The sequence below is a fragment of the Allobosea sp. TAB14 genome (assembly GCF_052113865.1).
Lineage (GTDB): Bacteria > Pseudomonadota > Alphaproteobacteria > Rhizobiales > Beijerinckiaceae > Allobosea > Allobosea spartocytisi.
In genome coordinates, this window is record NZ_JBFRDQ010000073.1 from 1 (window position 1) to 18,018 (window position 18,018).

Consider the following 18,018-nt stretch of genomic DNA (forward strand, 5'->3'; position numbering starts at 1 on the left):
CGCTGTTGATCTCGTTGATGCCGGCGACCAGCCGCTGCATCTGCTCGTCGGCATCGTCGATCTGGAGCCGGGCCGAGAAATCGCCGGCCGCCGCCGCCGCGACCACCTCGCCGACATCCGACACCACCGCCTCCATCGACTGCGCCCGCGCCAGCCGCGCGGCGGCGGCGGCACGCTCCTGTTCTTCCAGGGCACGGACCCTTGCCGCGTTCTCCTGGAAGATCTGCAGGGCGCCGGCCATCTCGCCGATCTCGTCGCGCCGGCCGACGCTCGGCACGGTGACGTCCTGCTCGCCATCCGCCAGGCGTTTCATCGCGGCGGTCATGCCGCCGAGCGGCCGCACGACGCCGCTGATCACGAAGGCGAGCGCAAATGCTCCCAGGAGCAGGGCGCCGCCGGCAACGGCGAGCAGCAGATAGGCCGCGGCATGGGCCGTCGACTGGGCCTGTGCTCCCTGCTCGCGCGCCTGCTTGAGCTGCAACGCGGCCAACTCGCCGAGCTTTTTCGTGATCGGGTCCATCGCCTTGTAGAGTTCGTCCGAGGAGAACAGGCGAAGAGCGCTGTCGTCACGATCCTTCAGGATGGCGATGACCTTGGCGATGGCGACATCGCCGGTCTTCATCAGCGCCGCTGCCTGATCCGCAAGCTGCCTCTCATCGGACTCGGTGATGCTGGGCAGATAGGCCTTCCAGCTCTTGTCGATGGTCCCGACCGCGTCCTGGACGCTCTTGAGCGCATTGGTCCAGGTGACCTGGTTGCTCTGCGCCTTCCAGATCGTGTCGACGACGTTGACGGCATACATATCGCTGACGGAACGCAACTGTTCCATCGGGATGACATTGTTCTGGACGACGTTGTCGACACGCTCCGTCACGGATCGCAAGGCCAGATAGCCGCAGGCGCCGATGGCGAGGACGCACAGGGCCAGGGCGACCAGCGCGGCCGCCAGCTTTGTCTTGATGCTCATTGTCATGACGGACCTTCTGGGAAGACGTCGCTCATTCAATGGAGTGCCGATGATGGAAGGTCCGCAAAGATGCCTATGGTCCAGGCATGGATCGGCGATACCCCGGTCGCGTCATGGCGCTCGACTGTATTGAGAGTTCTCGGTGCCCCAGATCTTTCAGATAAAGTTTAAGGCTGTTCTAATGTCCCCTTCGGAAAAGTGACGACGTTTACTTGCAAATACGCGTATTCACGTTGGGGATGAGCGTTCAGGTTGTGTGGGCGGTCCCCCTGGCTCGCCCTCGCCGACATCCGGGGCAGGCGGCGCGTTGACTTTGGGGTCCTTTAGCGTCGTCGGCCGGATCCGCCCTGCCTGGCAGGGAGCGCGCTACTCCGCGGCCCGCTTCAGTTCGAGCCCCTTGGCGAAGGGCAGCTTCGGCTCGCTCTTCTCGTCGTCGAAATCGAGCGCGCCGATCCTCTCGGCGCGGCTGGTGACCTTGCCGGCAGAGGTCTTGATCTGGCCGACATCCTCCTGCGCCTGCCGGAAATGCGTGTCGAGCTTGTCGACGCGCTCGCCAAGGCGCCTGACATCGTCGAGCAGCTTGCCGACCTCGGTCTGGATGACCTGCGCCTCCTCGCGCATCCGCGCATCGCGCACCAGCGACTGCATGAGCTGGATCGCCAGCGCCAGCAGCGAGGGCGAGACGATCATCACGCGGGCCCGGTGCGCCCGCTGCACGACATCGTCGAAATATTCGTGCAGATCGGCATAGATCGATTCCGACGGCACGAAGAGCAGCGCGATATCCTGCGTCTCGCCGGGCAGGAAATAGCGCTCGGCGATGTCCTTCACATGCACGCCGACATCGCTGCGGACGCGCTGGCCCGCGATCTTCTTCGCCTCCTCGCCGCGCGCCTCGCGCAGCATCGTGAAGCTCTCCAGCGGGAACTTGGCATCGATCACGAGGCCGCGCCCGTCGCCCGGCAGCGTGACGAGGCAGTCGGGCCGGCGTCCGTTCGAGAGCTGCGGCTGGAAGGCGAAGAAGGCGGCGGGCAGACCGTCGCGGATGATCGCTTCCATCCGGCCCTGGCCATAGGCGCCGCGCGCCTGCTTGTTGGAGAGCACGTCCTTCAGCGTCACCACTTCCGAGGTGAGGTCGGTCAGGTTCTTCTGGGCGCTGTCGATCACCGCCAGCCGCTCCTGCAGCTTGCCGAGGCTTTCGGTGGTCTGGCGGACGCTCTGCTCGAGTCCCTGGCCGACCTTTTGGCCGAGGCCGTCCATCCGCTCGGCCATCAGCCTTGCGAGATCGCCCTGCCGGGTCGAGAGRATCTCGGCCATCGWCTGCATCCGGCCSGYSAKCTCGGCYTGCWKSCGGTTCATCTCSGCGACCTTGTCGTCCATCTCGCGGGCGCGTTCGGCGGCCATCGCAGCCTCGATCGCGCGGCTTCTGCCGCCGCGCCAGGCCGCCAAAGCCGTCATCAGCAGCAATGCGAGACTCAACCCGCCGAAGCCGAGTGCGGCCTCCGCCCAGGTCACGGGGCGTTCCAGCAAGGTGAAGGCGATCGCGTTCATGCGCGAAGCCTAGCCGATTCGGCTCGGGATGGCGAACGAAAGCGGAACGGTTTGACCRCCCGCCMACAARTGCTTATGTCCCGGGCTCAACAGCCCTTTTCTCTCGGAACCACATGCCCATTCGTCCGCTCGTCATCCTGCCCGACGCCCAGCTTCGCCTTGCCTCGAAGCCGGTCGAGGCCGTCACGCCGGAAATCAAGGCGCTGGTCGCGGACATGTTCGAGACCATGTACGACGCGCCGGGCATCGGTCTCGCCGCGATCCAGATCGGCGTGCCGTTGCGCGTCGTGACGATGGATCTGTCGAAGCCGGAGGCGAAGGAGGGCGAGGAGCCGGAACCGAGGAAGCCGCAGGTCTTCATCAACCCGGAGGTCACCTGGTTCTCGGAAGAGACCAATGTGTATGAAGAGGGCTGCCTTTCGATCCCCGAATATTACGAGGAGGTCGAGCGCCCGGCCGAGGTCAAGGTTCGCTACATGGATCTCGACGGCAAGACTCACGAGATCGCGGCGGATGGCCTTCTCGCCACCTGCCTGCAGCACGAGATCGATCATCTCAACGGTGTGCTCTTCATCGATCATCTCTCGCGGCTGAAGCGCGAGCGTGTGACCAAGAAATTCGCCAAAGCCGCCAAGCGCTCAGCGGCATAATCACTGCTGCGTCATTCCGGACGAGCCGCGAAGCGGCGCCGATCCGGAATCCATCGAAGGACTCCGGCGCGCCGGCATGGATTCCGGCTCTCCGCGGAGTTTATCCTTGGGCCGATCGAAGATCGGACCCGGGGGCTATGCCCGGAATGACGGGGAAGATTTTAAGGTAAGGTCGAGCGTATGAGCTTGCGCGTCATCTTCATGGGCACGCCCGATTTCGCCGTGCCGGTCCTGACCGAGATCGTCGGGCAGGGGCATGAGGTCGTCTCCTGCTACACCCGTGCTCCGGCCCAGGCCGGTCGTGGGCTGGAGCTGCGGCCCTCGCCGGTGCACAGGGCAGCGGAGCGCTTCGGCATTCCGGTCTTCACGCCCGTGACCCTGAAAACGGCCGAGCAGGCCGAGCTGATCGCCTCGCATGAAGCCGATGTCGCGGTCGTCGTCGCCTATGGCATGATCCTGCCCCAGGCGATCCTCGATCTGCCGGAACTGGGTTGCCTCAACCTCCATGCCTCGCTGCTGCCGCGCTGGCGCGGCGCCGCGCCGATCCAGCGCGCCATCATGGCCGGCGATGCCGAGAGCGGCGTCTGCGTGATGAAGATGGAGGCCGGGCTCGACACCGGCCCGGTCGGCATGGTCGAGACGCTCGCCATCGGCCCCGACATGACGGCCGGCGAATTGCACGATGGGCTCAGCCGCCTCGGCGCCGACTTGATGGTGCGGGCGCTCGCGGCGCTCGGGCGCGGCGGGCTGCAGTTCACGCCGCAGCCGGAGGAGGGCGTGACCTACGCCGCCAAGATCGCCAATGCCGAGGCGAGGCTGAGCTGGAGCCGGCCGGCCCGGCAGGTGCACGACCTCGTGCGCGGCCTGTCGCCCTTTCCGGGCGCCTTTGCCGAGATCGATCTCGGCAAGGGGCCGGAGCGTCTCAAGGTGCTCCGCTCGGCGCTCGCCGGCGGCGCGGCCGAGCCCGGCACGCTGCTCGACGACGAGGGCACGGTCGCCTGCGCGGAAGGGGCGGTGAAGCTCCTTCAGGTCCAGCGCGCCGGCAAGGCGCCGATGAGCGGGGCGGAATTCCTGCGCGGCGCCCGGCTCGGGGCCGGCGACAAGCTTTAAATGAGCAGGCCATTGTCCGAAAACCGCTTCGCACTGTTCGCTGACGCGGACCTCCGGTTGGGTAACCGGCTCTGATGCCGCGCTACAAGCTCGTCATCGAATATGACGGCACGCCGTTCTCGGGCTGGCAGCGCCAGGCGAGCGACCCGTCCGTGCAGCAGAGCGTCGAGGAGGCGGTGGAGGCTTTTTGCGGCCATGCCGTGCGCCTGCATTGCGCCGGGCGCACCGATGCCGGCGTCCACGCCACCCATCAGGTCGCCCATGTCGATCTCGACAAGGACTGGCGCACCGATGTCGTGCGCGACGCCACCAACGCCCGGCTGAAGGCGCGGGTGCCGGTCAGCGTGCTCAGCGCCGAGATCGTGCCGGATGATTTCGATGCCCGCATCTCGGCGAAGCGCCGCTACTACATCTATCGCATGCTCGATCGGCGGGCGCCGCCGGCGCTCGACCGTGGCCGGGTCTGGCACGTCCCGGTGAAGCTCGACCACGAGGCGATGGACCGCGCTGCCAAGGCCCTGCTCGGCAAGCACGACTTCACCACCTTCCGCGCCGCCGAATGCCAGGCCAACAGCCCGATCCGGACGCTGGACCGGCTCGACGTCCGGCGCGAGGGCAGCGAGATCGTGGTCTACGCCCATGCCCGCTCCTTCCTGCATCATCAGATCCGCTCCATCGTCGGCAGCCTGAAGATGGTCGGCGCCGGGCGCTGGCCGGAGGGGAAGATGGGTGCGGTACTGGCGGCGCGCGATCGTTCGCAATGTGCGGCGCTGGCGCCGTCCTGCGGGCTCTATCTGGCCGGGGTGGACTACTGACGTCTTCGCCGGCAGCCCGACCGTCAGGCTCGGGCTCGACCCACACATCTCGTGATGTCGAGGCTCGGATCGCTCACGCGGCATGAGGCTCTCGGGTCGGGGCCGAGAACCACGTCGCGGCCTTAGATCAGGCCGAAGGCCCGGACCACCCCGTAATCCAGCACCACGCTGGCGATGACCAGCGGCAGCGCGATGCCGTTGCCGGCGYCGAAGGCGGCGCGCGCCACGCAATAGCGCAGCCTGAGCACGATCGCGGCGAAGAAGGCCGATTGCACCAGCGCGAGCGTGGCGGGCGCCCAGCCGACAGCGTAGACCGCGGCCGGCACGGCCATCAGGCTGGCGGAGACGATGCCGGCCCAGTTCCAGGCGATCACGAAGCTGGTAAAGCGCGGTGCCTGCGCCAGCTCCGGCCGGATCAGGATCAGGAAGGCCGGCACGACCAGGATGGCCAGCGACAGCGCCCCGACGACGGCAAGCGCGAGCCCGGGCGCGCCGAACAGGCCGCCGGCATTGCTGAGCCCGGCCGCCAGCCGCATGGCCGCGAGCATCGCCACTGTCGCGGGCAGCATCAGCGCGAAGGCGAGGAAGGAGCGCCAGAAGCCGTCACGGCTGAGATCGAGTTCGGGGAGCGCATCCGCGCCCTTCGTCATCAGGCGCCAGGAGCCGCGCAGTGAACGCGCGACGTCATCGGCATCGAGCCTCATCGCGAACCTCATCATGTGGTCTTAGACTTTCGTCTAAGCCAATAATGAGGCGCTTTGCCGGCAGGTCAAGCCTTATGTTGCGTTGCAAAATAAGTGGCGAGCAGCCGATGCGTGATCCGCTCGAGAGCGACCAGGTCCGAAACGGCGACGCATTCGTCGATCTGGTGCATCGTCTTGCCGACGACGCCATACTCGACCACCGGGCAATAGCTCTTGATGAAACGGGCGTCCGAGGTGCCGCCGGTCGTCGAGAGCGCCGGGCGCTTGCCGGTCTCGGCCTCGACCGCATCTGCGACCATCGCGACGAAGGGGCCGGGCTCGGTCAGGAAGGCGACCGAATTCGTCGGCCGGAACGTCACCGCGAAGCGCACCGTATTGCCGGCCGCCTCGCGCAAACGGTGCTCGATCTCGTTGGCGAGCGTCTCCGGCGTCCAGGTATCGTTGAAGCGGATGTTGAAGACGGCCTTCGCCTGTGCCGGGATGATGTTCGTCGCGGGATTGCCGACATCGAGCGTCGTCACCTCGAGATTGCTCGGGTCTGGATCTCGGCTCCGAAGGGCGCGCGGCTCCAGGCGGCTTCGTCGCCGACCGGCACGACATCGGTATGCCCGGCGATGACGAAGACCGGGGCCTCGCTGCCGATCCGCGCGTAGAAATTCTCGATATCCGGCATGTCCGGCTCGCTGAAGACCGGGCGATGCACGCCATAGCCTTCCGCCGACAGGACCGCGGCGAGCAGCGAGAGCGCGCCGCCTTCGGCTGGCGTCACGGAGGGGCAGCGCACCAGCGCCTGCGTCAGCGCGACCGGATCGGTCGGATCGAAATCGAGCGAGGGAAGGGCGGCTGTGGAGTCGGCGGTCATTCCGCCGCTTTAGCACCCAGCACGACAGTCGCAAGCCCGGTTTCGTCCTGATGCGCGGAAGGCATCAGGCCGAGATCGATGAAGGCGACGACCCAGGCGATGGTGCCGATCGCTTCCAGCGATGGCCGCCAGCCGAACGGAACATGAGGAAGCATAAGCTCCGGCATGACGATCGCGCAGATCAGCAGGATGCCGAACAGGGAAGAGCCGCCGCGATCCTTGGCGCGCTTGGCGGCCAGCGCACACCAGGGAAACAGGGCGAAGGACTTGGCGAAGGCGATGATGGCCGCCGCCGTAGCGGGAGCGGCCAGTTGCGGCGCGAGCCGCTGGATCACGAACAGCGAGAGCGCCACCGCCGCGGTGCCGAACCAGAAGGCCCGCAGGCCGATGCGGCCGTCGAGATCGGTGAAGAGGCGGATCAGGGGCATGTGTCGGGCTCCGTTGCCCTCTTGTCGCATGCTTGCGCCGCGGAATGAAGCTTATGGTGAATAAAAGGTTAACACCGGCCCAAATCCTTGTTCGGCCTCAGAAAAGGCTTGAACGGGGCGAGGCGGGCGGCTAGCTGCGGAAAGATATGGCGCAGGATCCGGGAGCGTCGTTCCCAGGCCGTCCTGCCGAATCGAGCGTGCGTTGACGTGCCGGCCGCCGCTGCCGGACGAGTGAGGTTGCGAGCATGACCATCCGTTTCCATCGCGGCGACCTGCCGGACGGCTACGACGCCGGTACGAGCATCGCGATCGACACCGAGACGCTCGGCCTCAACCCGCATCGCGACCGGCTCTGCGTCGTGCAGCTTTCGCGTGGCGACGGCACCGCCGATGTCGTGCAGATCCCGAAGAATCCGGGGCGGCCGAAGAATCTGGTCCGCCTGCTGGAGGATCCGGCGGTGCTGAAGCTCTTCCACTTCGCCCGTTTCGACGTTGCCGTGCTGCGTCACGCCTTCGGCGTGGTCACCACCCCGGTCTACTGCACCAAGATCGCCTCGAAGCTGACCCGCACCTATACCGACCGTCACGGGCTGAAGGATCTCGTGCGCGAGTTGCTCGGGGTCGAATTGTCGAAGCAGCAGCAATCCTCCGACTGGGGGGCGGATACGTTGAGCGAAGCCCAGCTCGCCTATGCCGCCTCCGATGTGCTGCATCTCCACGCCCTGCATCAGAAGCTCGACGCGATGCTGGCGCGGGATGGGCGCGCTGACCTCGCGAAAGCGTGTTTCGACTTCCTGCCCTACCGTGCCGAGCTTGATCTCGCCGGCTGGGCGGAGACGGACATCTTCGCTCACACTTGACAATTTCTAAGGCTTTCTGCGTCAGTCTGCGCGCGAGCGGGGGTCTTGTCCCGCTCCTTCCGACAGGGCGGGCAGCGCGGGGGCGCGATGCAGTTCGTCCGGCGACACGAAAAAGCCGTGAGCGACTGCCATTGCGCGGGGCATGACTGTGGCAATGACCTTCAATAACCCGACGGGCGGGCTGTCGGCACATATGCTGCGCCGGCAGCGGGCCTTCAGCGCCGCGCAGCGGCACACCCGCCTCGTCCGCCTGCTGCGCCGCGCCATCCCGGTCGTGGCCGTCGTCTCGGTGCTGGGGCTGGTGATCGTGCCTTTCCTCAACCCGCTGGGTGGCAAGCTCGCGAATGTCTCGATCGGCGCGGTCGGCATCACCGGCGGCAAGGTCCGGATGGAGACGCCGAAGCTCTCCGGCTATCGCAAGGACAACCGGCCCTATCAGGTCACCGCGGAGAACGCCTTCCAGGAGATCAAGAACCCGACGCAGGTCGAGCTGCAGGCGGTTATCGCCCGCATCCAGATGGAGCGCGAGGGCTGGGTCACGGTGAATGCGAAGACCGGGCTGTTCGACACGCAGAAGGAGAAGCTCAAGCTCATCGACGACGTCAAGATCCGCACCGAAAGCGGCCATGACATGAGCATGAGAACCGCCGATGTCGACTTCAAGGCCGGAACGGTCGCCTCGAGAGAGCCGGTGACCGTCCATATGGATCAGACGACGGTTGACGCGAACACGCTCGACGTGAAGAACAACGGAGAGCTGATCGCCTTCGAAGGACGGGTCCGCGTGCTGATCAAGAATGCTCCCGCCGGGACGATCGCCGGACCGGAGCGCGCGGGCAGCACGCCGATGCCGGAATTGTTGAAGGCGAATCGGACGGCTCCCGCAGACTCTGCGGCTCCGTAAAGCAACGAAAAGAGGCAGTGATATGAGAGCGCCGGCGCAGACGTTCCGTTTCATGCGTGCCGGCCGGGTCGCCACGCTGCTGGCGGTGACCGGCCTCGCGCTTTTGGCGACCCAGCAGGATGGTTTTGCCCAGGCCCAGCCCAAGCAGAGGGGAGGCAATGCCTCGTCGCCGCTCGGCGGCCTTGGCGGCGACAGCAAGGAGCCGATCAAGATCGACGCCGACAAGCTCGACGTGCTCGACAAGGAGAACAAGGCGGTCTTCACCGGCAATGTCGTTGCCGTGCAGGGCGAGACCACCGTACGCTGCACCGTGATGACCGTGCTCTATGAAGGGCGCGGCGGGCAGGGYGCTGCTGCCGCCAAGGGGGCCACCCCGGCGCCGGCACAGACGCCGGCCGCGGCCGGCGGCAAGGATCCGGCCAATGACAGCTCGATCAAGCGCATCCTCTGCAAGGGGCCGGTCACCGTTGTCTCGAAGACGCAGGCCGCCACCTCCGACAATGCCGAATTCGACCGCGCCAACAATCTGGTGATCATGACCGGCAATGTCGCGCTGAACGATGGGCCGAACATCACCCGCGGCGAGAAGCTGACCTACAATACGGTGACCGGCGTCGCCAATGTCGAAACCAACAAGGGCGGGCGCGTGCAGGGCTTCTTCGTGCCGAACTCGGCCGACGCCAACAAGACCGACGCGGCCAAGCCGGGCGCCAAGCCCGCCGCCGGTGCGGCCGCCAAGCCTCCCACCAACTGATCCGGCTGCCTCGTGACCGTTTCCGACGCCCGTCCCGCCGCCGCACCGGCGCGCAAATCCACCCGTCCGCGCAGCGGTGGCGCGATGGCGCGGCTGCGCGGCCTGTTCGGCGGCCGTTCGCAGGAGCGGCAGGACCGTCCCGGCCTGATCGCGGCCGCGATCGGCGGCCCGGGCATCCTCGCTGTCAGCGGCCTGCGCAAGACCTATGGCGGGCGCACCGTCGTCAGCGATGCCAGCCTCTATCTGCGCCAGGGCGAGGCGGTCGGTCTGCTCGGCCCCAACGGCGCCGGCAAGACCACGATCTTCTACATGATCACCGGGCTGGTCGGGGCCGATCTCGGCGTCATCTCGCTCGAGGGCAACGACATCACCGCCCTGCCGATGTATCAGCGCGCCCGTCTCGGCATCGGCTACCTGCCGCAGGAAGCCTCGATCTTCCGGGGGCTCTCCGTGGAGAACAACATCCGGGCGGTGCTGGAGGTGGTCGAGCCCGACCGCAAGGCGCGTGAGCGCCAGCTCGACCAACTCCTCGACGAGTTCAGCATCGCGCGCCTGCGCAAGGCGCCCTCGATCGCGCTTTCGGGCGGCGAGCGTCGCCGCTGCGAGATCGCCCGCGCGCTGGCCGGCAAGCCCTCCTTCATTCTGCTCGACGAGCCCTTCGCGGGTATCGACCCGATCGCGGTCGGCGACATCCAGGCGCTGGTGCGGCAATTGACCGATCGCGGCATCGGCGTGCTGATCACCGATCACAATGTCCGCGAGACGCTCGGGCTGGTCGACCGCGCCTATATCATTCACACCGGCCGCGTGCTCACCGAAGGCTCGCCGGCCGAGATCATTGCCAATCCCGATGTCCGCCGTGTCTATCTCGGCGAGGATTTCCGCCTCTGAGCGGTGCCGTCTTGTTCGCGATTGCGGAATAATGCTGCGCCGCATTAACCGGCTTGCCCGTTTCGTCGGCAAGGCCTTTGACGTCGGCGTGATCGGGCGCTAGGGTCTTTCTCGAAAGCAAGAAGCGTGCCGCTGGCGCGCCGTCGCAGAAGGGCCTTTCGCGCATGGCGATGATGCCGCGCATGGAATTGCGCCAGGGGCAATCCCTGGTGATGACGCCGCAGCTKCTGCAGGCGATCAAGCTYCTSCARCTYTCGCATCTCGAACTYCAGAAYTTYGTCGAGGGYGAGCTGGAGCGSAATCCGCTGCTGGAGCGCGACGACGGGGCGGATGTGCCGGCGGAGGCGAATGGCGCCGAGGGGGCGCTCGCTGCGGATGCCGAGAGCTTCGCGCGGGCGGAGAGCCTGAACACGCTGGAGGGCATGGAAGGGCGCCTCGGCACCAGTCTCGACAACGTCTTCCAGGGCGAGCAGCCGAGCCTGGCGCGCAGCGAAGCCAGCGGCGCCGACAGCCTGCCGATCGTCGGCGGCAGCTACGGCTCCTCCGGCGGTTCCTTCGAGGATGGTCCCGACGGCTTCGAAAGCAGCCTGACGGCCGAATTGTCCCTGCACGACCATCTGAGCGCCCAGCTCGACCTCGCCGTCGATGCTCCGGCCGAGCGGATCATCGGCCGCCATCTCATCGATGCGGTCGACGATAGCGGCTATCTCACCGAGCCGGTCGCGGAGATCGCGGAACGCCTCGGCGTCGGCGTCGAGCGGGTGGAAGCCGTGCTGCGCATCGTCCAGAGCTTCGACCCCTCCGGCGTGGCGGCGCGCGACGTCGCGGAGTGCCTGGCGATCCAGCTGCGCGACCGCGACCGCTTCGACCCCGCCATGCAGATGCTGGTCGCCAATCTCCACCTCGTGGCCAAGCGCGATTTCGCGGCGCTGAAGCGGATCTGCGGCGTCGATGACGAGGATGTCGCCGACATGGTCGCGGAGATCCGCCGGCTCGATCCCAAGCCCGGCCGCGGCTTCGGCGGCTCGGCGGCGGAGACGGTGGTGCCGGATGTCTTCATCCGCGCCGCGCCGGACGGCTCCTGGCTCGTCGATCTCAACCCGGAGACCCTGCCGCGCCTGCTGGTCAACCAGACCTATCATGCGCGCGTCTCCAAATCGGCGCGCAGCGACCAGGATCGCGCCTTCATCGCGGAATGCCTGCAGACCGCCAATTGGCTGACCCGCTCGCTCGAGCAGCGGGCCCGCACGATCCTGAAGGTCGCCAGCGAGATCGTCCGCCAGCAGGATGGCTTCTTCGCCCATGGCGTCGAGCATCTGCGCCCGCTCAACCTCAAGACGGTCGCCGACGCCATCGGCATGCACGAATCGACTGTCTCGCGCGTCACCTCGAACAAATACCTGACCTGTTCGCGCGGCGTCTTCGAGATGAAGTATTTCTTCTCCGCCGCGATCGCCGCGACGGGCTATGGCGAGGCGCATTCGGCCGAGGCGGTCCGCTTCCGCATCAAGCAGATGATCGACGAGGAAAGCCCCTCCGCGGTGCTCTCGGACGACGCCATCGTCGCCAGGCTCAAGGACGGCGGCATCGACATCGCCCGGCGCACCGTCGCGAAATACCGCGAATCGCTCAGAATCCCTTCCTCGATGGAGCGCCGCCGGGAAAAGGTCGCGATGGCGCTGGGAGGCCGTTGAGCGATTTTGTTCCAAAGCCTTGCGGCATGTGCGCCATGCGGGGCTTCGCTCATTGACATCCCGGACTCGCAGTCCTTAGCTCCTCTGGATGGTCGAACACTGGCCATGGCTAACAAGGGGAAGCACTCCATGAGCYTGCGAATCTCCGGCAAGAATCTCGATGTCGGCGAGGCCCTGCGSGGCCAGGCCGAGGWGCGSGTSGCYGCSGCCSTCAGCAARTATTACGAGGGCGGMTATCAAGGGCACGTCACCGTCGACAAGGACGGTACGGCCTTTCGCACCGACACGGTCATTCACCTCTCCTCCGGGATCACGCTGGAAGCCTCCGCCACCGCCCATGATGCCTATGCCAGCCTCGACAAGATGGCCGAGCGCATCGAGAAGCGGCTGCGACGCTACAAGCGCCGGCTGAAGGACCGCACCGCCGCCAATGGCCGCGATGCCGGCATCGAAATCCCCAGCTATGTGATCGCGGCGCCGGACGACGATGTCGAGGAGATCAGCGGCGATGCGGGTGCCGACAACCCGGTTATCGTTGCGGAATCGACCAAATCCCTGCTCAGCCTGACCGTGGGCGATGCGGTGGCGGAGCTCGACCTCACCGGCGCGCCGGTCATCGTCTTCCGCCATGCTGGCAATGGTCGCATGAACATCGTATATCGCCGCCGCGACGGTAACATCGGCTGGATCGACCCGCCGGCATCGTTGTCCTGAGGCCGGCGGAATAATCGCACCGGTCGTCGAACCCCGACCCAGGCCGACGCGTTCAAGAGCGGCACGGGACATGCATGGACGGGCGAATGACGCTGACCGATCTCCTGAGCCCCGCCGCGGTGATTTCGCCGCTGCGGGCCAACGGCAAGAAGCAGGCGCTGCAGGAGCTTGCCCAGCACGCCGCGACGCTGACCGGCCTGCCCGAGCGGGAACTCTTCGAGGCCCTGCTCCAACGCGAGCGCCTCGGCTCCACCGGCATCGGTGACGGCATCGCGATACCCCATGGTCGCATGGCGGGAATCGACCGCCTGGTCGGCCTGTTCGCGCGAGCGGACAAGCCGATCGACTTCGAGGCCCTCGACGGTCAGCCGGTGGACATTATCTTCGTGCTGATCGCGCCCGAAGGGGCCGGCGCCGACCATCTCAAGGCGCTGGCGCGCGTCGCCCGCGTGCTGCGCAACCAGTCGGTTCTGGAGCAGGTCCGCAAGATCCGCGATCCCGCGGCGATCTACGCGGTGCTGGCCGAGTCGGCCGCTCAGGCGGCTTGAACAGCGCGCCCAGTCTAGAGTTGCTAAAGACTGCTTGGACGCGAACGCCCGAGCCGCTATGACGCCGGCCAGACCGGCGTCGCGCCAGCCCTGAGTCACGCGCGCGGCGCATCCTGCTTCGGAGCCGCTGGCCATGGCCTATACGCATGTTGATCTCTTTCCGCTCGGCGAAGACGAAACGCCTTACCGCAAGCTCGGCAGCGAGGGCGTCAGTGTCGAGAAGATCGGCGACCGTGAGGTGCTCAGCGTCTCGCGCGAGGCGATCCGCCAGCTCTCCGAGCAGGCCTTCATCGACATCAACCATCTGCTGCGCCCCGGCCATCTCGCCCAGCTCGGCAAGATCCTGGACGACCCCGAGGCGACCTCGAACGACAAGTTCGTCGCCTATGACCTGCTGAAGAACGCCAATATCGCCGCCGGCGGCGTGCTGCCGATGTGCCAGGACACCGGCACGGCCATCATCATGGGCAAGAAGGGCCGCAAGGTCTGGACCGATGGCGACGACGAGGCCGCGCTGGGCGAGGGCGTTGCCGACGCCTATTTCAAGCGCAACCTGCGCTATTCCCAGCTCGCGCCGCTCTCCATGTTCGAGGAGAAGAACACCGCGACCAACCTGCCGGCGCAGATCGACATCTATGCCGAGGGCGAGGATGCCTACAAATTCCTCTTCGTCTGCAAGGGCGGCGGCTCGGCCAACAAGACGTTCCTCTACCAGGCGACGCCCTCGCTTCTCACCAAGGACCGCATGATGGCGTTCCTGAAGGAGAAGATCCTGACGCTCGGCACCGCGGCCTGCCCGCCCTATCATCTCGCCATCGTCATCGGCGGCACCTCGGCCGAGCAGAACCTCAAGACGGTGAAGCTCGCCTCGACCAAATATCTCGACGCGCTGCCGACGAAGGGTTCGCCCTCGGGCCATGCCTTCCGCGACCTCGAGATGGAGGAAGAGGTCCATAAGATGACGCAGGCGCTCGGCGTCGGCGCACAGTTCGGCGGCAAGTATTTCTGCCATGACGTCCGCGTCATCCGCCTGCCGCGCCACGGTGCCTCGCTGCCGATCGGGCTCGGCGTCTCCTGCTCTGCCGACCGCCAGGCCAAGGGCAAGATCACCAAGGACGGCATCTTCCTGGAAGCTCTGGAGACCGATCCCTCGAAATACCTGCCGGATATCGACGAAGCCGCGCTCGGCGGCGATGTCGTCAGGATCGATCTCAACCAGCCGATGAGCGAGATCCTCGCCACGCTGTCGAAGCACCCGGTGAAGACGCGGCTCTCGCTGACCGGCACCATCGTCGTCGCCCGCGACCTCGCCCATGCCAAGATCCGCGAGCGGCTGGAGCGCGGCGAGGGCATGCCCGACTATTTCAAGAACCACCCGGTCTATTACGCCGGCCCGGCCAAGACGCCGGAAGGCTTCGCTTCGGGCTCCTTCGGYCCGACSACGGCSGGYCGCATGGATTCCTTCGTCGAYCAGTTCCAGTCCTTCGGYGGYTCGATGGTSATGCTCGCCAAGGGCAACCGCTCGGCGGCGGTGCGCGAGGCCTGCAAGGCCCATGGCGGCTTCTATCTCGGCTCGATCGGCGGCCCAGCGGCGCGTCTCGCGCAGGACTGCATCCGCAAGGTCGAGGTGCTCGAATATCCCGAGCTCGGCATGGAAGCGGTCTGGAAGATCGAGGTCGAGGATTTCCCCGCCTTCATCGTCATCGACGACAAGGGCAACGACTTCTTCAAGGAGCTGAACCTCGGATGAGGCTTTCGCTTTCGCTCGCCTTGGCGGTGCTGCTGGCCGGTCCTGCCTTGGCCCAGCAGCCGCGCCCCGCGACCTGCTCGCGCGACCTGTTCCAGAACGAGGCCGGCTTCCGTCAGCAGCAGACCCGGCTCGCCGCCGTGGCCAGTGCGGACCCGGCGACCCAGTGCCGGGCCTATCGCGAGCATATCGTCTATCTGCAGAAGTCGCGGGCCATCTTCGCCACCTGCCAGGGTGGCGCCGAGCGCGAGCGCAATATCGCGGAGATGGATTCCGAGCTGGTCAACTACCGCGCGCTCGTCGCCAATCGCTGCGGCGGGCGGTGAGGCCTGCGCGTCATTGCGAGAAGCGCAGCGACGAAAGCAATCCAGGGGGACTGGGAAGGACGGTTCAACCCAGTCTTCCTGGATTGCTTCGCTGCGCTCGCAATGACGTCATGACGTGGTAGGAACCTTCCCGAATGATCGAAAGGCTTCCCATGACCGACCAGCCGCCGCTCCAGATCGCCGTCCTGCAAGTGACGCCGTTCCAGCAGAATTGCTCGATCGTCTGGGACACGAAGACGAAGCAGGCCGCCATCGTCGATCCGGGTGGCGACGTGCCGCGTCTCAAGGAGGCGGTCAAGGAGCTCGGCGTGACGCCGGTCGCGATCTGGCTCACCCATGGCCATCTCGACCATGCCGGCGGCGCGACGGAGCTGGCCGAGGCGTTGTCGGTCCCGATCGTCGGTCCGCATGAGGGTGACAAGTTCCTGCTCGACGGCTTGCCCGAGCAGGGGCTGCGCTTCGACATTCTGGACATGAAGGCGGTCGTGCCGACGCGCTGGCTGAAGGATGGCGACACGGTTTCGCTGGGCGATCTGACCTTCGAGGTCGCGCATGTGCCGGGCCATTCGCCCGGCCATGTCACCTTCTTCCAGAAAGACCTGCGCTTCCTGCTGGCGGGCGACACGGTCTTTGCCGGCTCGGTTGGCCGCACCGATTTCCCTTATGGCGATCACACGGCGCTGATTGCCGGCATCAAGACGAAGCTCCTGCCGCTCGGTGACGACGTGCAGTTCCTACCCGGCCACGGCCCGGCCAGCACGCTGGGCGAGGAGCGCCGGAACAATCCGTTCTTGCAGGGGTGAAAGACTGCGACGTGGAGGCTCGTCCTTGTGGCGAGCGTCGACGTCCTAGACATGGCCTTCGACGAGGGAAGACGTGGTTGGTCGGCACAAGCCAGACCATGACGGAGCATTTCCCGCAGGAAACCGGACCCTGGAAACGAAAAGACCCGCAGCGGATATCCGCTACGGGCCTCGGAATGAACCAACGGCCATGTCCTGAACGGGTGCGCGTACATCCGGCGTCAAACGTTCGGCCCATGGCCGTCTTCACCGACAATGGAAAGCAGCAGAGCCGCCTTCAACACCGTCATGATCCCTATATGGGAGGCTAACAAGGCTATTTCAAGGCCACTCGCAAAAGATGCGATCAGGCCTCGAATACACCCTTCAGGAAGTCCTGCTTGCCGATCTRGAAGCCGTTCTGCCGCAGGATGTCGTAGGCGGTCGTGGCGTGGAAATAGAAGTTCGGGATGGCGAAGCAGGAGAGATAGGCCACGCCGGTCATCGTCGCCGTCGCGGAGGGGCCGCGCGGGAAGGTGACCTCGCGGGTGAGGCCTGCATCGAGCGCCGCGCCGTCGGCCGCATTGATGAAGGCCAGCGTCTTGGCGATGCGCTCCTTCAGCTCCGGGAAGCTCTTTTCCTCATCGGGGAAGCGCGGGTTCTCGCCGCCCGAAAGGCGCGCGACCGCGTTCTTGGCGAAATCGCAGCAGAGCTGGATCTGGCGGGTGAAGGCCAGCATGTCCGGCGCGAGCCGGGCGCTCAGCAGCACCTCCGGCTGGATCTTGCGGCTCTCCGCCTGTTCCGCGGCCTTGTCGAGAATGGCGTCGAGCGCCTTGAGCGTCTGCACGAAGCCGGAAAGGGCGGCGGCCTGGACTGTGAGCGGCATGGATATCCTCGGGAAACGACAACGGGCCCGGAAAGGGCCCGTTGCGTAAAGCTATAGAGCAGAATTTTCCACGGCGCTCTGCGCCAGCAGATCAATCCTTCGCGCGCTCGACATAAGAGCCGTCGGCCGTCATCACGACGACGCGGGTGCCGACGCCGACATGCGGCGGCACGGCGCTGCGCACGCCGTTGGAGAGGATCGCCGGCTTGTAGGAGGAGGAGGCGGTCTGGCCCTTGGTCACCGGCTCGGTCTCGACGACTTCGAGCGTGACGCGCTGCGGCAATTCGATCGCGACGGCCTTGTCCTCGAACACCGAGAGCGAGACCTTCATGTTCTCCTGGAGATAGGGAGCGGCATCGCCGACCACGTCCTTGTCGACATGGATCTGGTCGTAGGTCTCCGGGTTCATGAAGACGTACTGCTCGCCGTCCTGGTAGAGATAGGTGAAGTCGCGGTCCTCGACATAGGCGCGCTCGACCTGCTCGGTCGTCTTGTAGCGCTGCGTCATCTTCACGCCGTCGGCGATGCGGCGCATGTCGATCTGCGTCGTCGGGGTGCCCTTGCCGGGAAAGAAGCTCTCGGCCGAGATGACGGTGCAGAGATGCCCGTCGAGCTCGAGGACGTTGCCCTTGCGGACGGAAGAGGCGATGACCTTGACCACGTGAATGTCCTTCTGGTGCGCGGCGCGCCCGCGCGAATCCTAAAGTTCAGAGCCTTGCGCTTGCGAAAAACCGGTTCCCACTTTTTCGCGCAATGCTCTATGCGAATTCAATTGCCGCGCAACTACCGCATTCGCGCGCGAAACGAAAGCTTTCCGACGGTTCC

At 66.1% G+C, this 18,018-nt stretch carries 20 protein-coding genes; 13 read left to right on the forward strand and 7 right to left on the reverse strand.

Annotated features, from left to right (window positions below; translation table 11 throughout):
• Window positions 1-973: MCP four helix bundle domain-containing protein (locus tag AB4Y99_RS12975; RefSeq protein ID WP_441523604.1), on the reverse strand; the 973-nt coding region annotated here is incomplete at its 3' end.
• A gap of 360 nt (window positions 974-1,333) precedes the next feature.
• Window positions 1,334-2,518: a DNA recombination protein RmuC gene (locus tag AB4Y99_RS12980; RefSeq protein WP_441523605.1), complete on the reverse strand. Its 1,185-nt coding sequence runs from the start codon at window positions 2,516-2,518 to the stop codon at window positions 1,334-1,336.
• Window positions 2,519-2,631: 113 nt separating this feature from the next.
• On the opposite strand from AB4Y99_RS12980, the gene def reads away from it, so the two are divergent.
• The 3 genes from def (at window position 2,632) to truA (ending at window position 5,093) form a co-directional block, all read left to right on the forward strand.
• Window positions 2,632-3,168, forward strand: a complete 537-nt coding sequence (def, locus tag AB4Y99_RS12985; protein WP_133562553.1) for a peptide deformylase — start codon at window positions 2,632-2,634, stop codon at window positions 3,166-3,168.
• A gap of 180 nt (window positions 3,169-3,348) precedes the next feature.
• Window positions 3,349-4,278, forward strand: a complete 930-nt coding sequence (fmt, locus tag AB4Y99_RS12990; RefSeq protein ID WP_441523606.1) for a methionyl-tRNA formyltransferase — start codon at window positions 3,349-3,351, stop codon at window positions 4,276-4,278.
• 74 nt (window positions 4,279-4,352) lie between these two features.
• Window positions 4,353-5,093, forward strand: a complete 741-nt coding sequence (gene truA / locus AB4Y99_RS12995) for a tRNA pseudouridine(38-40) synthase TruA (protein ID WP_441523607.1) — start codon at window positions 4,353-4,355, stop codon at window positions 5,091-5,093.
• Window positions 5,094-5,215: 122 nt separating this feature from the next.
• Here truA and AB4Y99_RS13000 read toward each other — a convergent pair whose 3' ends face one another.
• The 3 genes from AB4Y99_RS13000 to AB4Y99_RS13010 all read right to left on the reverse strand — a co-directional run bounded on the left by AB4Y99_RS13000 (window position 5,216) and on the right by AB4Y99_RS13010 (window position 7,087).
• Entirely contained in the window at window positions 5,216-5,797 is a 582-nt protein-coding gene (locus tag AB4Y99_RS13000; protein ID WP_441523608.1) for a hypothetical protein, read from the reverse strand.
• 65 nt (window positions 5,798-5,862) lie between these two features.
• A complete protein-coding gene (locus AB4Y99_RS13005; RefSeq protein WP_441523609.1) occupies window positions 5,863-6,675 on the reverse strand; it encodes a M20/M25/M40 family metallo-hydrolase in 813 nt (270 codons plus the stop codon).
• The gene (locus tag AB4Y99_RS13010; RefSeq protein WP_038360466.1) at window positions 6,656-7,087 is read right to left on the reverse strand and encodes a DUF805 domain-containing protein; all 432 of its coding nucleotides are present in this window, start codon (window positions 7,085-7,087) and stop codon (window positions 6,656-6,658) included. The genes AB4Y99_RS13005 and AB4Y99_RS13010 overlap by 20 nt, the downstream gene beginning before the upstream one ends.
• A 245-nt stretch (window positions 7,088-7,332) precedes the next feature.
• Here AB4Y99_RS13010 and AB4Y99_RS13015 point away from each other — a divergent pair, with 245 nt between their 5' ends.
• The 10 genes from AB4Y99_RS13015 (at window position 7,333) to AB4Y99_RS13060 (ending at window position 16,328) form a co-directional block, all read left to right on the forward strand.
• Window positions 7,333-7,947, forward strand: coding sequence for a ribonuclease D (locus tag AB4Y99_RS13015; RefSeq protein WP_441523610.1), 615 nt, complete (start codon window positions 7,333-7,335; stop codon window positions 7,945-7,947).
• A 154-nt stretch (window positions 7,948-8,101) separates the two neighbouring features.
• Entirely contained in the window at window positions 8,102-8,851 is a 750-nt protein-coding gene (gene lptC, locus AB4Y99_RS13020) for an LPS export ABC transporter periplasmic protein LptC (RefSeq protein ID WP_051987638.1), read from the forward strand.
• 22 nt (window positions 8,852-8,873) lie between these two features.
• On the forward strand, window positions 8,874-9,605 hold the full coding sequence (locus AB4Y99_RS13025) for an LptA/OstA family protein (RefSeq protein ID WP_051987639.1): 732 nt from the start codon (window positions 8,874-8,876) through the stop codon (window positions 9,603-9,605).
• Window positions 9,606-9,689: 84 nt separating this feature from the next.
• Window positions 9,690-10,496, forward strand: coding sequence for an LPS export ABC transporter ATP-binding protein (gene lptB, locus AB4Y99_RS13030; protein ID WP_051987640.1), 807 nt, complete (start codon window positions 9,690-9,692; stop codon window positions 10,494-10,496).
• A 164-nt stretch (window positions 10,497-10,660) separates the two neighbouring features.
• The gene (gene rpoN / locus AB4Y99_RS13035) at window positions 10,661-12,190 is read left to right on the forward strand and encodes an RNA polymerase factor sigma-54 (protein WP_113254246.1); all 1,530 of its coding nucleotides are present in this window, start codon (window positions 10,661-10,663) and stop codon (window positions 12,188-12,190) included.
• A 129-nt stretch (window positions 12,191-12,319) separates the two neighbouring features.
• Window positions 12,320-12,904, forward strand: a complete 585-nt coding sequence (gene hpf, locus AB4Y99_RS13040) for a ribosome hibernation-promoting factor, HPF/YfiA family (RefSeq protein ID WP_441523611.1) — start codon at window positions 12,320-12,322, stop codon at window positions 12,902-12,904.
• Between the two features lie 86 nt (window positions 12,905-12,990).
• Complete coding sequence (gene ptsN / locus AB4Y99_RS13045; protein WP_038360476.1) at window positions 12,991-13,452, forward strand: PTS IIA-like nitrogen regulatory protein PtsN; 462 nt, start codon at window positions 12,991-12,993, stop codon at window positions 13,450-13,452.
• A gap of 133 nt (window positions 13,453-13,585) precedes the next feature.
• Window positions 13,586-15,202 (forward strand): fumarate hydratase, encoded by a 1,617-nt coding sequence (locus AB4Y99_RS13050; RefSeq protein ID WP_441523612.1) that lies wholly within the window; start codon window positions 13,586-13,588, stop codon window positions 15,200-15,202.
• On the forward strand, window positions 15,199-15,525 hold the full coding sequence (locus AB4Y99_RS13055) for a hypothetical protein (RefSeq protein WP_441523613.1): 327 nt from the start codon (window positions 15,199-15,201) through the stop codon (window positions 15,523-15,525). The genes AB4Y99_RS13050 and AB4Y99_RS13055 overlap by 4 nt, the downstream gene beginning before the upstream one ends.
• 152 nt (window positions 15,526-15,677) lie before the next feature.
• Entirely contained in the window at window positions 15,678-16,328 is a 651-nt protein-coding gene (locus AB4Y99_RS13060) for an MBL fold metallo-hydrolase (RefSeq protein WP_038362154.1), read from the forward strand.
• A 346-nt stretch (window positions 16,329-16,674) separates the two neighbouring features.
• On the opposite strand, the gene AB4Y99_RS13065 is transcribed toward AB4Y99_RS13060, so the two are convergent.
• Together AB4Y99_RS13065 and efp are read right to left on the reverse strand one after the other, a co-directional pair.
• Window positions 16,675-17,193 carry a DUF1993 domain-containing protein gene (locus AB4Y99_RS13065; protein WP_441523614.1) on the reverse strand — a complete coding sequence of 173 codons (519 nt, stop codon included), beginning with the start codon at window positions 17,191-17,193 and terminating at the stop codon, window positions 16,675-16,677.
• A 91-nt stretch (window positions 17,194-17,284) separates the two neighbouring features.
• Complete coding sequence (efp, locus tag AB4Y99_RS13070; RefSeq protein ID WP_038360488.1) at window positions 17,285-17,854, reverse strand: elongation factor P; 570 nt, start codon at window positions 17,852-17,854, stop codon at window positions 17,285-17,287.
• Between the last annotated feature and the right edge of the window lie 164 nt (window positions 17,855-18,018).

Excerpts from the sequence above, each read along its gene's own strand:
- lptC (WP_051987638.1), top strand. The coding sequence starts at position 8,102 with ATGACCTTCAATAACCCGACGGGCGGGCTGTCGGCACATATGCTGCGC.
- AB4Y99_RS13055 (WP_441523613.1), top strand. The coding sequence starts at position 15,199 with ATGAGGCTTTCGCTTTCGCTCGCCTTGGCGGTGCTGCTGGCCGGTCCT.
- AB4Y99_RS13060 (WP_038362154.1), top strand. The coding sequence starts at position 15,678 with ATGACCGACCAGCCGCCGCTCCAGATCGCCGTCCTGCAAGTGACGCCG.
- AB4Y99_RS13010 (WP_038360466.1), bottom strand. The coding sequence starts at position 7,087 with ATGCCCCTGATCCGCCTCTTCACCGATCTCGACGGCCGCATCGGCCTG.
- def (WP_133562553.1), top strand. The coding sequence starts at position 2,632 with ATGCCCATTCGTCCGCTCGTCATCCTGCCCGACGCCCAGCTTCGCCTT.
- lptB (WP_051987640.1), top strand. The coding sequence starts at position 9,690 with ATGGCGCGGCTGCGCGGCCTGTTCGGCGGCCGTTCGCAGGAGCGGCAG.
- AB4Y99_RS13015 (WP_441523610.1), top strand. The coding sequence starts at position 7,333 with ATGACCATCCGTTTCCATCGCGGCGACCTGCCGGACGGCTACGACGCC.
- fmt (WP_441523606.1), top strand. The coding sequence starts at position 3,349 with ATGAGCTTGCGCGTCATCTTCATGGGCACGCCCGATTTCGCCGTGCCG.
- truA (WP_441523607.1), top strand. The coding sequence starts at position 4,353 with ATGCCGCGCTACAAGCTCGTCATCGAATATGACGGCACGCCGTTCTCG.
- ptsN (WP_038360476.1), top strand. The coding sequence starts at position 12,991 with ATGACGCTGACCGATCTCCTGAGCCCCGCCGCGGTGATTTCGCCGCTG.